This window comes from Hydrogenimonas urashimensis (assembly GCF_016593255.1).
Classification (GTDB): Bacteria; Campylobacterota; Campylobacteria; order Campylobacterales; family Hydrogenimonadaceae; genus Hydrogenimonas; species Hydrogenimonas urashimensis.
This window is the reverse complement of sequence record NZ_AP023212.1, coordinates 1,565,781-1,580,000: the sequence shown is the minus strand read 5'-3', so window position 1 is coordinate 1,580,000 and position 14,220 is coordinate 1,565,781. Positions and strand designations below refer to the sequence as shown.

The 14,220-nt window shown below is 52.7% G+C and carries 13 protein-coding genes, 2 tRNA genes and 2 rRNA genes (1 of these 17 cut by a window edge); 4 read left to right on the top strand and 13 right to left on the bottom strand.

The genetic code is table 11. The features are described 5' to 3' along the window. From JMG82_RS08120 to JMG82_RS08105, 4 genes are all read right to left on the bottom strand, one after another. Nucleotides 1-270 (bottom strand): 23S ribosomal RNA (locus tag JMG82_RS08120); it reaches 2,621 nt to the left of the window's first position. A gap of 161 nt (nt 271-431) precedes the next feature. Next, nucleotides 432-507 (bottom strand) — tRNA-Ala (locus JMG82_RS08115). 102 nt (nt 508-609) lie between these two features. Then, a tRNA-Ile gene (locus JMG82_RS08110) sits at nt 610-686 on the bottom strand. A gap of 194 nt (nt 687-880) precedes the next feature. Continuing rightward, a 16S ribosomal RNA gene (locus tag JMG82_RS08105) occupies nt 881-2,408 on the bottom strand. Together the 16S and 23S rRNA genes with 2 tRNA genes alongside form the textbook arrangement of a ribosomal RNA operon. A gap of 380 nt (nt 2,409-2,788) precedes the next feature. Here JMG82_RS08105 and JMG82_RS08100 point away from each other — a divergent pair. Together JMG82_RS08100 and JMG82_RS08095 are read left to right on the top strand one after the other, a co-directional pair. Then, nucleotides 2,789-3,505: a Bax inhibitor-1/YccA family protein gene (locus tag JMG82_RS08100; RefSeq protein ID WP_201352200.1), complete on the top strand. Its 717-nt coding sequence runs from the start codon at nt 2,789-2,791 to the stop codon at nt 3,503-3,505. Next, complete coding sequence (locus tag JMG82_RS08095; protein ID WP_201352199.1) at nt 3,495-3,926, top strand: thiamine-phosphate pyrophosphorylase; 432 nt, start codon at nt 3,495-3,497, stop codon at nt 3,924-3,926. The genes JMG82_RS08100 and JMG82_RS08095 overlap by 11 nt, the downstream gene beginning before the upstream one ends. A 9-nt stretch (nt 3,927-3,935) precedes the next feature. Here the strand turns inward: JMG82_RS08095 and JMG82_RS08090 are convergent, their stop codons facing one another. The 9 genes from JMG82_RS08090 to JMG82_RS08050 are packed head-to-tail and all read right to left on the bottom strand — an operon-like array spanning nt 3,936 to nt 11,411. After that, complete coding sequence (locus JMG82_RS08090; protein ID WP_201352198.1) at nt 3,936-4,877, bottom strand: D-2-hydroxyacid dehydrogenase; 942 nt, start codon at nt 4,875-4,877, stop codon at nt 3,936-3,938. Next, nucleotides 4,874-5,731: a UTP--glucose-1-phosphate uridylyltransferase GalU gene (gene galU / locus JMG82_RS08085; protein ID WP_201352197.1), complete on the bottom strand. Its 858-nt coding sequence runs from the start codon at nt 5,729-5,731 to the stop codon at nt 4,874-4,876. The genes JMG82_RS08090 and galU overlap by 4 nt, the downstream gene beginning before the upstream one ends. A gap of 2 nt (nt 5,732-5,733) precedes the next feature. Further along, the gene (locus JMG82_RS08080) at nt 5,734-6,537 is read right to left on the bottom strand and encodes a metal ABC transporter permease (RefSeq protein ID WP_201352196.1); all 804 of its coding nucleotides are present in this window, start codon (nt 6,535-6,537) and stop codon (nt 5,734-5,736) included. Next, nucleotides 6,530-7,312 carry a metal ABC transporter ATP-binding protein gene (locus tag JMG82_RS08075; protein ID WP_201352195.1) on the bottom strand — a complete coding sequence of 261 codons (783 nt, stop codon included), beginning with the start codon at nt 7,310-7,312 and terminating at the stop codon, nt 6,530-6,532. Before JMG82_RS08075 ends, JMG82_RS08080 begins: the two co-directional genes overlap by 8 nt. Further along, the gene (locus tag JMG82_RS08070; protein WP_236579118.1) at nt 7,309-8,190 is read right to left on the bottom strand and encodes a metal ABC transporter solute-binding protein, Zn/Mn family; all 882 of its coding nucleotides are present in this window, start codon (nt 8,188-8,190) and stop codon (nt 7,309-7,311) included. The genes JMG82_RS08075 and JMG82_RS08070 overlap by 4 nt, the downstream gene beginning before the upstream one ends. A 4-nt stretch (nt 8,191-8,194) precedes the next feature. Next, complete coding sequence (gene aroC / locus JMG82_RS08065) at nt 8,195-9,244, bottom strand: chorismate synthase (RefSeq protein ID WP_201354295.1); 1,050 nt, start codon at nt 9,242-9,244, stop codon at nt 8,195-8,197. A 22-nt stretch (nt 9,245-9,266) separates the two neighbouring features. Then, complete coding sequence (gene rnc / locus JMG82_RS08060; RefSeq protein ID WP_201352194.1) at nt 9,267-9,956, bottom strand: ribonuclease III; 690 nt, start codon at nt 9,954-9,956, stop codon at nt 9,267-9,269. A gap of 11 nt (nt 9,957-9,967) precedes the next feature. Next, on the bottom strand, nt 9,968-10,396 hold the full coding sequence (gene rnhA, locus JMG82_RS08055; protein ID WP_201352193.1) for a ribonuclease HI: 429 nt from the start codon (nt 10,394-10,396) through the stop codon (nt 9,968-9,970). After that, complete coding sequence (locus tag JMG82_RS08050; RefSeq protein ID WP_201352192.1) at nt 10,371-11,411, bottom strand: tetratricopeptide repeat protein; 1,041 nt, start codon at nt 11,409-11,411, stop codon at nt 10,371-10,373. The genes rnhA and JMG82_RS08050 overlap by 26 nt, the downstream gene beginning before the upstream one ends. Nucleotides 11,412-11,511: 100 nt before the next feature. On the opposite strand from JMG82_RS08050, the gene dnaG reads away from it, so the two are divergent. Further along, nucleotides 11,512-13,191, top strand: coding sequence for a DNA primase (gene dnaG, locus JMG82_RS08045; protein ID WP_201352191.1), 1,680 nt, complete (start codon nt 11,512-11,514; stop codon nt 13,189-13,191). Continuing rightward, a complete protein-coding gene (locus JMG82_RS08040; RefSeq protein WP_201352190.1) occupies nt 13,169-14,179 on the top strand; it encodes an argininosuccinate synthase domain-containing protein in 1,011 nt (336 codons plus the stop codon). The genes dnaG and JMG82_RS08040 overlap by 23 nt, the downstream gene beginning before the upstream one ends. The last annotated feature ends 41 nt before the right edge of the window (nt 14,180-14,220 follow it).

Below are 14,220 nucleotides of genomic sequence, written 5' to 3'. Positions count from 1 at the left end.
AGCTATCACTCGCCAGGCTGATCCGATTTCGCTCGCCGCTACTTTCGGAATCTCGGTTGATTTCTTTTCCTCCGGGTACTGAGATGTTTCACTTCCCCGGGTTCGCCCCTCACAAGGAGGTGACACAGATCACTCTGTGCCGGGTTGCCCCATTCGGAAATCCACGGATCAACGCCTCTTGGCGGCTCCCCGTGGCTTATCGCAGCCTAGTACGTCCTTCATCGCCTCCATCAGCCTAGGCATCCACCGTCTGCTCTGAGTAACTTACCTTTTTCTTTATGGCGCGCTACCGCCTTGTTGAACATTGCCAACAAGACTGTCGCAAAATTGTTACGCAGACTACTGAACAATATCATGTTAAACAACGCTTAGGCAAAGCCTAATTGAAACTCTCTCACTCAAGAGCTTCAATTAAACTTCCCACTCACTTATGGTGGAGAATAGCGGGATCGAACCGCTGACCTCCTGCGTGCAAAGCAGGCGCTCTCCCAGCTGAGCTAATTCCCCAGACAAGTCTCTTCATAACGCTTTTGGTCAGATTGTGCAAAGGTTACAGCGTAGCGTACTTGATGTACGTGAGCTTTTAGCTTTGTGCAATCTGGCCAAAAGTGGTGGGCGTACCAGGACTTGAACCTGGGACCTCACCCTTATCAGGGGTGCACTCTAACCGGCTGAGCTATACGCCCCTTGATTCAGTGAAAAACCAACAACTAAAAACTAAATGGTTGTCTGCAAAGCAGCTCACCTGAACTTTTAGTTTTTAACTTTTCACTTTTAGTTTTCAAAGAACTCCGAGATCTCTGACAACCGAGCAAAAGACGCGTCACAACCTTCGAGCTTTTTCAGTCAAAGAAACGAATCTCTGACCTTTTTTCTCTAGAAAGGAGGTGATCCAACCGCAGGTTCTCCTACGGTTACCTTGTTACGACTTCACCCCAGTCGCTGATCCCACCGTGGCAGGTAGCCAGTTTAGCTTCCCCGCTTCGGGTGAAATCAACTCCCATGGTGTGACGGGCGGTGAGTACAAGACCCGGGAACGTATTCACCGTGACATGGCTGATTCACGATTACTAGCGATTCCAACTTCATGCAGTCGAGTTGCAGACTGCAATCCGAACTGGGACGTGTTTTATAGATTTGCTCCACCTCGCGGTATCGCCTCTCATTGTACACGCCATTGTAGCACGTGTGTCGCCCTGGACATAAGGGCCATGATGACTTGACGTCGTCCTCACCTTCCTCCTGGTTACCCAGGCAGTCTCCTTAGAGTGCCCACCCGAAGTGCTGGCAACTAAGGACGAGGGTTGCGCTCGTTGCGGGACTTAACCCAACATCTCACGACACGAGCTGACGACAGCCGTGCAGCACCTGTCACCACGCTCTACCGAAGTAGCACCCAGCCATCTCTGGCCGGTTCGTGGGATGTCAAGCCCAGGTAAGGTTCTTCGCGTATCTTCGAATTAAACCACATGCTCCACCGCTTGTGCGGGTCCCCGTCTATTCCTTTGAGTTTTAATCTTGCGACCGTACTCCCCAGGCGGGATGCTTATTGCGTTAGCTGCATCACTGCAATGACAAGCATCACAACGACTAGCATCCATCGTTTAGGGCGTGGACTACCAGGGTATCTAATCCTGTTTGCTCCCCACGCTTTCACGCCTCAGCGTCAGTACTGTTCCAGCCGATCGCCTTCGCCATCGGTATTCCTGGTGATCTCTACGGATTTTACCCCTACACCACCAATTCCATCGGCCTCTCCCAGACTCTAGCCAAACAGTTTCAAATGCAGTTCCACGGTTGAGCCGTGGGCTTTCACATCTGACTTATCCGGCCGCCTACGCGTCCTTTACGCCCAGTGATTCCGAGTAACGCTTGCACCCTCCGTATTACCGCGGCTGCTGGCACGGAGTTAGCCGGTGCTTATTCCTGTCATACCGTCATCATCTTCCGACAGAAAAGGAGTTTACACTCCGAAGAGCGTCATCCTCCACGCGGCGTTGCTGCATCAGGGTTTCCCCCATTGTGCAATATTCCCCACTGCTGCCTCCCGTAGGAGTCTGGACCGTGTCTCAGTTCCAGTGTGGCTGATCATCCTCTCAGACCAGCTACGCGTCATCGCCTTGGTAGGCCGTTACCCTACCAACTAGCTGATACGATACAGGCCAATCCCTTAGCGGAATACACCGTTTCCCTATACAACTTGTGTCATACAGGAATATGAGGTATTAGCGGCCGTTTCCAGCCGTTATCCCTCTCTAAGGGGCATGTTACCTATACATTACTCACCCGTGCGCCACTTAGCTGACATCCGAATCCCCCGAAGGTTCATCGGACCGTTCTCGTTCGACTTGCATGTGTTAAGCACGCCGCCAGCGTTCACTCTGAGCCAGGATCAAACTCTCCATAATATATGAAGTGTCAGTCCCTGTCGACTAACTGACCGTTTTTACTAAAAAACGGCCAAAAATAATCACTCAAAGGTTGTTACTTATCTCTTACTCGGTTGTCAAAGATCTCGTCGTCTTTCCGACTCCTGCAAACTCGCCTCTGAGATCACTCGACCCGTCGGCTTCCTCTGTTTGCGGACGGGAATTATAGCAGGTAGCTCCCCCCTTGTCAAGTGATCTGGGGAAAAAGTCGCTGTAAGATGGTAATTTTTTTCAGATTTTTCCTATGTTTTAAAAAAATTTATAACTTTAATATAATGTATACAATGAACTTGATTTTGTAGATGACATAGGCTATAATCGCTCATCTTTATCTTAAAATAATCTAAAAAGGAGTTCATGTGTCACTCTACAATCGTGATTACATTCACAACCAGGCGGCACAACGCCAGGAGGAGCGTGCACAACAATTTGCGTATGAAGAGCCGGGGGTTCGCAGCGAAGCGGAACTGGCAGACTTTATCAAAAAGACCTATCAGCTTTTCGCCGCATCCTGTCTCGCCGGTGCAGCCGGTGCCTATCTTGGCATGGGAATGGCTGCGTCGATTGCCCAGTGGTATATCGGCTTGGTCATTCTTGAGTTTGCCATGCTCTTTGGCCTCTATTTGACTCGCAAAAAACCCGGTCTGAACATGGTTATGCTCTTTGGATTCACATTCCTGACGGGCATCACCCTGGTGCCCCTGCTTGCCGCGGTCGGCATGGGGGTCGTCGCTCAGGCATTCTTTTTGACAGCGTTGATTTCCGGAGGACTCAGTCTCTATGCGATGCAGTCGACCCGGGATTTCAGCAGCTGGGGCAAACCACTGCTCATTGCACTGGTCATTCTGGTGGTCGGATCACTGATCAATCTTTTCCTTGGCAGCCCGATGCTGCAGGTGGTTATCGCCAGTGCCGGCGCCCTGCTCTTTTCATTCATGATCATCTACGATACGCAAATGATCATTCGCGGCGCCTTCGCGACACCTGTAGAAGCGGCTATCGCCATCTACCTGGACGTGCTGAACCTCTTCATCTCCTTGCTTCAGATTCTTGGAATCTTCGGAAGTGACGAATAATAATGAAAGCGGGCCGAAGCTCTTTCGGCTCGTCGATGCGAATCTCAACCGTCTGAAGGAGGGGATTCGCGTCATCGAAGATATCAACCGCTACCTGTACGACAATCAAGCCATCGCTTCGCAACTGAAACGTCTGCGTCATCTGGCGACTGTAGAGAACTATCTCGATCTCCTTCCGTATCGGGACATTCAAAACGACGTGCTCAAAGAGAGTGTCGCGAGCGAATTGAAACGTGAAGATGAAACGAGTCTGCTGCTGGCCAACTACAAACGGGCACAGGAAGCAGCGCGAGTTTTGGAAGAGAGTTTCAAGCTGATTGACCCGAGCAAAGCGGAAGATTTCAAAACGATACGATACGAACTCTATGCACTGGAGCAGGAAAATTTCGCTCCGCTGCGGGGAACCGGGGAGAAGGAATAGAACATCCGATCATATGGTGTGTTTTTTCAAAAATACCTCGATATTGTGAATGATGCCCGCCACGAGCCTCTCTCTGGCTTCGATGCTGGTCCAGGCGATATGGGGTGTTATCAAAAGCCTCTCCGGGTGGGCGACATCGAAAAGCGGAGAGTCTTCCGGCAGCGGCTCCCTCTCGGTCACATCCAGTCCCACATAGATCTCTTTGTCATCGATTGCACGAACGAGATCTCCCTCGTTAATGATACCGCCCCGACCCAGATTCAGAAGGATGGAGCCGGCAGGAATTTTCTCAAGACGGACAAAATCGAGCAGATTTTCCGTTTTTTCGTTAAGGGGTGCATGAATGGAGACGATATGGGATGTGCTAAGCAGGGTGTCAAGCTCCATTCTGGGGTAGAGGGGGTCATGATTCTTTCCGCTTGTGGAGTAGTAGACAACCGTAGCGCCAAACGTTTCGGCCACCTTGGCCACCTCTCTTCCGATCGTCCCAAGCCCGATGATGCCCCACTGTTTGCCACGCAACTCATGGAACGGGCGGTCGATGGAGGTGAAAATGCCCGATTTTGTCCAGCCCCTGCTTTTGACATAACGGTCGTAAAAGGGAAGCTTCTCCATTAGATAAAAGAGCATTGCGAAAGTATGCTGCACTACGCTGTCGGTCGAGTATCCCGACACGTTCCTTACTTCGATTCCTCTCTCTTTCGCGTAGGCGAGGTCCACATTGTTCATTCCCGTCGCGGCTACGCATATGAGCTTCAGGTTTTCGCAGGTATCCATCACCTCTTTGTCGACAATCACCTTGTTGGTAATGACGATATCGGCTTCCCTGCAGCGCTCTATCGTCTCTTCCTTCCTTGTCATCTGGTGCACGACTACATCGCCGAATTGGTCGAAAATATCCATATCGATATCGTTGCCCAGTGTCACGGCATCCAGAAATACCAGCTTCATTGGCTCTTTTTTTCCGTTTTTTTCGTATTCTGTTTTTTGCTCTGTTCGTAAAAGTAGTTGGTCGCTTCCACGAATCCGTCGATGGAACCGCAATCGAACCGTTTCCCTTTGAATTTATAGGCGATGACCATACCTTTTTTGGCCTGCGCCATCAGTGCGTCGGTGATCTGGATCTCTCCCCCTTTGCCCGGCTCGGTCTGTTCGATCAGTTCGAAAATGTCGGGGGTGAGGATGTAGCGTCCGATGATGGCAAGGTTGGAAGGCGCCTCGTCCGCTTTCGGTTTTTCAACCATATTGTCGATCATATAAAGTCCCTCATCAATCTCTTTTCCCGCAACGACTCCGTATTTGTGTACCTGATCCATCGGGACCTCCTGGACGGCGACAATGGAGCAGCGGTATTTGTTGAAAACCCTGACCATTTGGGAAAGAATCCCGTCTCCATCTTCATTGGTACAAAGGTCATCGGCGAGCAGAACGGCAAAAGGTTCGTCACCGATGAGAACACGTCCCTTGTAGATCGCATCACCCAGGCCCTTCATCTCTATCTGTCGGGTATACGTAAAGGTACATTGGTTGATAAGAGCCCGTATTTCCTGAAGAAGATACTCTTTTGGGGTGCCATATATTTGATGTTCGAGTTCAAAACTGACATCGAAATGATCCTCGATGGCCCGTTTGCCCCGGCCTGTGATAATGGCCATGATATTCATTCCGGCCTCGACTGCCTCTTCGACACCATACTGTATAAGTGGCTTGGCCATGACAGGAAGCATCTCTTTGGGCATCGCTTTGGTGGCCGGGAGAAAACGCGTACCGTACCCGGCAGCGGGGAAAAGACATCGTTTAATCATTTTCAACCTTTTACTATTTTTATCGAAAATAACGAAATTGTACCAAAAACGGCGACGACAACGATGGCGGGACCGGCCGAAAGATCGTACCAATAGGCGAAAAAAAGTCCCGCTACGATATAGATAATCGACAAAATAATGGAAAAAATAACCATCTGCCCCAACGATTTGACATACCGCTCCGCCGAAAAACTCGGCATCGTCAGCAGTGCAATCAGCATAATCAGCCCCACAAGCCTCATCGCCAGGACTACCGTTATCGCCACAAGCCCCAACAGCAGCAGATGCAAAAATGCCGTTTTAACCCCCTGAAGTTTCGCAAAGACAGGATCGAAACTGAGTGCCATAAAATCGTAGTAAAAATACCAGACAATACCAAGTGCCGCAAGATCGAAAAGAGCCATCAATCGGATATCGTCAGCACTCACCGCAAGAATGGATCCAAAAAGAAAACTCATCAGGTCGACATTGTACCCGGGGGTCATATCGGCCAAAATCACGCCGATAGCCATACCTACCGCCCAGACGATGCCGATCGCCGTATCAGCCCGATGGCGATAGCGGAATGCGACGAAAGAGACAACCGCTGCCGCGAGGAGTGCTGCGATCAATGCGCCGGCAAGAATGGAAATGCCGAAAAAGAGTGCGGCGCCCACCCCGCCATAGGTGGCATGGGCGATACCGCCGCTCATGAAGGTCATTTTGTTCGCCATCGTCAAGGGACCGATGAGCCCTATGGCAACGGCAATCAGCACCCCGGCGATCAACGCATGCTGGAAAAAAGGCATCTGAAGCGCTTCAAGCATCTTTGCACTCCTTGGTACATTCGATCTTTTTCCCCATATCCTGCCAAAATTCCGCCCCACAGTAGTGCCCTTCGTGCCCCTGCAACTGATGTTTGATCTGATAGCGGGTATGCGCGTCGATCGTATGCATTAGCGCGCTTTTGCTGACATAAAGAGCATGCTTTGCATAACCCATCACCATACTCATATCGTGGCTTACAACAACGACCGTCATCGACCGGTTCAGTTGTTCGAGCAGTTCGAATATCTCCCGCTGCCCACTGAAATCGATGCTGGCGGTCGGTTCGTCGAGCATCAGAATATCCGGGTCGCTGCAGAGCGCTCTGGCGATGAGAACCCGCTGCCGCTGTCCCCCGGAAAGTTCGGCGATTCTCCGATCGGAAAAAGCGCTCATACGCACTTTTTTCAATGCTTCTTCCGCCTTTTTGATCAACGTAGAATCGTATCGCCGCAGCCGGTTTCTTTTGTGCAGAAGTCCCATCAGCACGACATCCAGAACCGTGACGGGAAAATCGAGATTGTGACCGGTCTCCTGGGGAACGTAGCCGACAACAACGTTCTTTTCATCGGGATGTTTTCCAAAGAGAAGAATCTCCCCCTTCTGGGGTTTCAATATTCCCATCATCAGCTTCAGCAATGTGCTCTTTCCACCGCCATTGGGTCCGATGATTGCGAGAAAATCCCCTTTTTCAACCCGGAAGGAGACATCCACCACAACGGGCTGGCCATCGTACGCGAACGTGACCTTGCGTACATCGACGGCAACGTCACTCATTTGGACACTTTACACACTTTTTGCGCGACCTTGAGCAGATTGTCCGCCCAAGCGTAGGCGAGCGGATCGGCTTCGACAAGCTTCGCTCCAATCGATTCGGCAATGACTCTTGCTGTCCGTTTGGAAAACTGCGGCTGTACGAATAGTGCCCGGACCCCCTCCTCTTTCGCCTCATGGATCAGATGGACCAGCTCCTTCGACCGGGGCTCTTTGCCTTCGATTTCAATGGGTATCTGTTTAAGTCCGTATGTCCTCGCGAAGTAGCCCCATGACGGATGGAAAACCATCATCGCGCTGCCCTTGCAGGGAGCCAGACGCTTTTTCAGCCTCCTATCGAGGATGTCGATCTCGGCTTCGAATGCGTCCAGATTTTTTTTGTAGATATCGCGATGCCGGGGATCTTTTTTTTCGAGTGCTGCGGCGATATTGCGCGCCTGGATCTTCACCAATGGCGGCGCAAGCCAGACGTGCGGATCAAGACTTTTCTGTTTCCCGCTTTCCGCTTCTTGCTTTCCGTGCGCATGATGATGGGAAACCATGGGAACTTTTTCAATCCCCCGAGTGGTGTCCACCACTTCCATCTTCGGGTTCTGCGCCTTGAAACGGGGAAGCCACGCCTTTTCAAATGGAACACCAATGGCAAAATAGATCTCTGTACGGGCAATCTTCTTCATCTGGGAGGGCTTGGGCTCGTACGTCGCGGGGCTCGCTCCCGGGGCCACCATGACCGTCACGTCGGCCAGGCCGCCGGCGATTTTTTCGACGAAATACTTCTGGGGAACGATACTGACAGCCACACGGATTTCCGCCGCCAAGACCATCGGCATCAGCCAAAGCAGAGCGATCAGCCAACCTTTGTATCCTGCTTTTCGTCTCATCGGTTTACTTTTCATAGTATCGGACCACATCGTCCATCTTGCACCCCATGTTCAAAAGTATCATATCGGCCAGAACCAGGGCCGCCATCGCTTCGGCGACGACACTGCCGCGGATGGCCACACAAGGATCGTGGCGCCCCTTGAGCTCACACGTCACCTCCTTACCGTGAACATCGAGTGTCCGCATCGGTCTGAAGATGGAGGGGGTGGGCTTGAAATAGACTTTCACATCCAGCACATCCCCGCTGCTGATGCCTCCCAGCGTTCCCCCCGCGTGGTGGCTTTTGAACCCCTCTTTCGTCATCTCGTCATTGTTTTCGCTTCCAAGCATTTCGGCGCTGCGGACCCCTTCACCTATCTCGACCCCTTTGACGGCGTTGATACCCATCATCGCTTCCGCCAATATCGCATCGAGCTTGTAATAGATCGGCTCGCCCAGCCCCGCCGGAATGCCCGAAGCACGAACGAGGGCCGCACCTCCGATACTGTCGTGAGAGGCCTTCGCCTTCAAAACGGCCTGCTTCTGGGCCTCCTCCACCCCGGGATCGAGAGCGAAAACTTCACTTCGCTTCGCAAAGTCAAAATCGTAATGCGATGCTTCCACCCCGCCGATTTTGAAAATGCCGCTCTCTACCCTGATGCCGAGTTTCGCCAGCATGAGTTTCGCCACGGCGCCCGCAGCGACCCGCGCCGCCGTCTCCCTCGCGCTGCTCCGGCCGCCGCCGCGATAATCCCGTATGCCGTACTTCTGCCAGTAGGTAAAATCGGCATGCCCCGGACGGAAAAGATCTTTGATGTTGCCATAATCCTTCGATTTTTGGTTGGTATTGTAGATCACCATCGCGATCGGCGTACCCGTGCTTTTCCCTTCGAAAATTCCGCTGAGTATCTCGACAGTGTCGGCCTCTTTGCGGGCGGTTGCATAGATGTTTCTGCCGGGACGGCGCCGGTCAAGTTCGTTCTGGATGAAGTCGACGTCGATCTCCAGACCTGCCGGAACACCGTCAAGAACGCATCCGATCGCTTTGCCGTGGGATTCACCGAAGGTGGTCATGCAGAAACGTTTTCCAAATGTGTTACTCACTCTGCCCCTCCTCTTTGGCCAGCAGTTTCAGCGCGGCGTGGGCGGCCTCCTGCTGCGCCGCTTTCTTGCTTTTGCCTTTGGCCGTGGCCAGAAGACGGTCGTTGACCCGCACTTCCACCTCAAACTCCTTGTTGTGGTCCGGACCTGTGGAGTCTTTGAGTATATATTCGGGGATCACGCCGTACCGTGCCTGCGTCAGCTCCTGCAGCGTGGTTTTGTAATCCTTGAAAAGTGAACTCAAATCGATCTTCGGATAGCACGCCTCGATCAGGCCGATCGTGATACGTCGCACCTCATCGAGACCCGATTCGAGATAGATCGCCCCCATCAGCGCTTCGAAAGCGTTGGATAGCAGCGAGGGTTTTTCCCGTCCTTTGTTGTTCTCTTCCGCAGCGGATATGTAGATATATTCTCCCAGATTCAGGGCATCCGCAAGTCTTTTGAAACCGGCTTCGTTCACCAATGATGCCCGCATCTTGCTCAATTCGCCCTCTTTCGCTTTGGGGAAACGCTCATAAAGATACTCTCCGACCACCAAATCGAGCACCGCGTCCCCCAGGAACTCCAGCCGTTCGTTGTTGTAGGGCTTTTTGAAACTTTTGTGGGTCAACGCTTCAATCAGCCGCTGCCGATCCTTGAACCTGTATTTCAGCTTTTCTTCCAATGGTTTCAGTTCATCCATCTCTTTTTCCTTCATGTGCCGTTTTTGTATCGTTCGGCGGTTTTGCGGGCCAGCTCGTCGCATCGTTCATTTTCCGGATGGCCCGAATGGCCCCGCACCCACACCGCCTTGATTCTGTGAGGGGCCGCGACCCGGAGATACTCTCTCCAAAGATCGGGATTTTTGACCTTCTTGAAATCCCGGGCAATCCATGCAGGCAGCCATTCGTTGATCGCCTTGACCACATAGTTCGAGTCGCTGTAGATTGTCACCTCACAGGGTTCTTTCAGAGCCTTGAGGCCCTCGATGACCGCCATCAGTTCCATCCGGTTGTTGGTTGTCATCGCTTCGCCGCCCACCAACTCCTTTTCATGCTTCCCAAAACGCAGAATCGTACACCAGCCGCCGGGTCCCGGATTGCCCAGGCTCGAGCCGTCAGAGAAGATTGTAACCTGTTTCATGCGTCGCCTTTGTTATTTCCGTCTCCACGACGACACTGTCGAGTGCCAGGCACTTGGGGCACCTGTCGAAAGGCACCGGAAACTGCTGTTTGCAATTGTTGCACAAATAGGCAAACTGCAGCGTCGTCTCGTTGAAACCGGTTCGCCTCAGATGGTTCATCATGTCGATGACAAACCACCCCGTCGGCCCTGCCGGCTCGATATCCCCCCGCGCTCCGAATATGGCACGTAGTTTCGGACTCTCCTTGATTCGGTCGTAATCCATGAAAGAGGTGGGCAGAAACCAGAAGATATCCACCAGCCGGTCGATATTGGCCTCCTGCACCATCTCCCACGCCCGATGCGGCTCGTTTTTGAGAAGATACTCGAACACGATGCGCTCGTATTTTCTGTGCTTCAGATAGAAATCGATCATCTTCTCGATCTTTTCGTCATGGTGCATCGAAAGATCCGAGGCGATCAGTTTCAACTCGATATAGAGTTTCAGATCTTGCACATCGACACCCATCGCTTCGAGCGACTCCACCACTTCCTGCGCCTTTTTGAAATTCTGCAGGCGTTCGTAGACAACCATCAGATCGTTGAGCACCTTCTTGTTCCGAGGATTCGATTTGAGAATCTGCAAAAACGTCGAATGGGCCCGCTCAAGAAAACCCGCATGCATGTAGGTCGTGCCCACCAGCTCCATCAGCTCGTAGGTCATCGCGTCGCTTTCGCAGTGTTCCAGCAGATAGAGGCCGATCTCGATGGCGTTGGTGTACTCCCCGCTCTTTTCATAGGCCCGCGCCAGAAGAACGAGCGGCTCGGTCATCGCAGGCGTGTAGGGCATGGTTTCGAGACTCTTTTTTACACCGTGCGTCTCGAAACGGCGCAAAAAACGCTGCAGCCTGCGTGATTTTCTCCTTCTGACATACACCCCCCACCAGTAACTGACAAACGCGATGACAAACACCATGCCCGCGATCAGCAAAATGGCGAAGAGCGGATCACGATAATCTATGAGGAGAGCGTCCACAACCGACCTTTTTGGAAAGTGGCAGTGGGCAGTGGGCAGTAGGTAGCCTTTCGCTACGCACTACTCACCGCTCACATTCAGTTTATTATATAATAAATATATGATAGATAACAACTCCATCGAACAGCTCAAACAGACCATCGACATCGTCGACGTGATCGGCAACTATGTCGAACTCAAAAAAAACGGCTCCAATTTCAAAGGGCTCTGCCCCTTTCATAACGAAAAAACGCCCAGTTTCATCGTAAGTCCGACCAAGCAGTTCTACAAATGTTTCGGATGCGGTGCCGGCGGCGATGCCATCAAGTTCGTCATGGAGTTCGAAAAACTAAGCTATCCCGAAGCGATCGAAAAACTGGCCAGCCAGTACAATTTCACCCTCCGCTATACCCAGGGCTCCCAGAGCGGCGCGCAGGAGAGACATATTCTCGAAACAGTCGGCCAGTGGTACCGGGCCAACCTGGAGCACAACGAAACCGCAAAAAAGTATCTTCGCGACAGGGGGGTCTCTCTGGCGAGCGTCGAGAAGTTCGCCCTGGGATACGCCCCCTCTTCCGAGGAGACGCTCGCATTCTTGCAAAAAGCCCTGATACCTCTCCCCAAAGCGGAGGAGGCGGGACTCCTGGGCCACGATGGGGGGCGATGGTACGCACGGCTGATCGAGCGTATCATCTTTCCCATCCACTCCCCTTCCGGCATGCCGGTGGGATTCGGCGGCAGGACGATGGGCAACCACCCCGCCAAATACATCAACTCCCCGCAGACGAAACTCTTCAACAAATCACGGCTGCTCTACGGCTACCATCTGGCCAAAGAACAGATATACCGCAAAAAACGTCTCATCGTGGTGGAGGGGTACATGGATGTCATCATGCTCCACCAGGCGGGTTTCACTACCGCCGTCGCCACGCTGGGCACGGCGTTGACAAACGATCATCTGCCCCTTTTGAAAAAGGGAGAACCCGAAGTGATCGTCGCCTACGACGGCGACAATGCCGGCGTCAATGCCGCAATGAAGGCGGCGCTTCTGCTGAGCGCCCACAACTTCGAAGGGGGTGTCGTGCTGTTTGGAAACGGCATGGACCCGGCCGACATGGTCAACGCGGGCAATGCCGACGCCATCGAGGAGTTGTTCGCCAAACCGGTCCCCTATGCGCAGTTTGTCATCGACCAGACCGTCGCGCGCTATGATATCCGATCACCCAAAGGAAAAGAAGATGCCTTCCATGCAGTCAAAAACTATCTGGCGACCCTTTCGCCTTTCGTGCAGGAAAAGTATCTTCCCTACGCGGCGCTTCGCCTTGGGGTCAATACCGCGATGCTGGCACCCACGACGTCAAGGCCAAGCTATGCACCACGCAACGACCCGGCCCAAACGCGACCCGCTCCGGTTCTCACCCTCACGGATGTGGCGGAGGAGAGCATCATCAAAACCCTGCTCAAAACACCCACCCTGACCGACATGGTGCTCGATACGATGGACAGCTCGATGTTCGGAGCGCACAAAAACGCATTCGAGGCGCTGCTTCGGGGGATCGAGCACGAAGATCTCCTTCGTATCGAACTCGATGACACCATCGTCACCTACAGCGAAGAGGAGCTCAAAAAACAGCTGCTCTATTTCCTTCAGCGATACTACAAAAGAGCTCTTGACATTATCAAAAAAAACGATACACTTGCTTTCGAAAAAAAGATATTTTTCATCCGCAAATACCAAGACTACATCAATCGATTGAAACGAGGAGAACTGGTTCCCTATGAATCGCACCACACTGTCTGACAAGAAACGCCGCGCCATCGCGCTTTTCAGCGGGGGGCTCGACAGCACCCTGGCGATCAAGCTGGTCAAGGACCAGGGCATCGAGGTGATCGCCCTGAATATCGATATCGGATTCGGCAGCACCAAAAGCAAACTGGAGCATATGCAAAGCATGTGCGACCAGGTGGGGGTGGAACTGCGTACGCTCGATATCCGAGACCAGTATCTAAGGGAGATCCTCTTCAACCCCAAGTACGGGTACGGCAAAAACTTCAACCCCTGCATCGACTGCCACGGCAATATGTTCCGCATCGCCAGGGAGCTGATGGAACCCTGGGAAGCCGACTTTCTCATCAGCGGGGAAGTGGTGGGACAGAGGCCCATGAGCCAGCGCCGGGACGCGCTTGACCTTGTCACCGGCCTTTCGGAGACCCAAGAGTTGCTTCTACGCCCCCTCAGCGCCAAAGTACTGCCGCCCACCCTGCCGGAGTGCGAGGGATGGGTCGACAGAGAAAAGCTTCTTGGCATCACCGGACGCAACCGGGAAGTGCAGCTAAGGATGGCCGAAGAGATCGGACTCAAGGATTTCGAAAAACCGGGTGGCGGCTGCCTCTTGACCGACGAAAATTTCTCCAAAAAACTGGCGGAATTCATCAAATACGACAACCTGGAAGTGGAGGATATCGCCCTGCTCAAATGCGGCCGGCACCTGCGTCTTCCCGACGGTGCCAAACTGGTTATCGGCCGCCACAGGGAGGATAACGCCATGATCGACGCGGCCATCACGCCGAAATACAGAAAAATTCGCCTGCTCGATGCCACCGGACCGATTTCAGCCATCAGCGCGAACGCTTCGCGGGCCGACAAAGAACTGGCCGCCCGGTTGACGGCGACCTACGGCAAAACCTCGCCCTCGAAAAGATACAGCGTGCAAGTGGGAGAGGAAACCTTCGAGGTGATACCTTTCGAATCGAAAGAGCCGGCGAAAAAGTACTTTATAAATTTATAAAAGCTTAAGCGAGTTTGAATTAAAATTCGGGTCTCTCAACA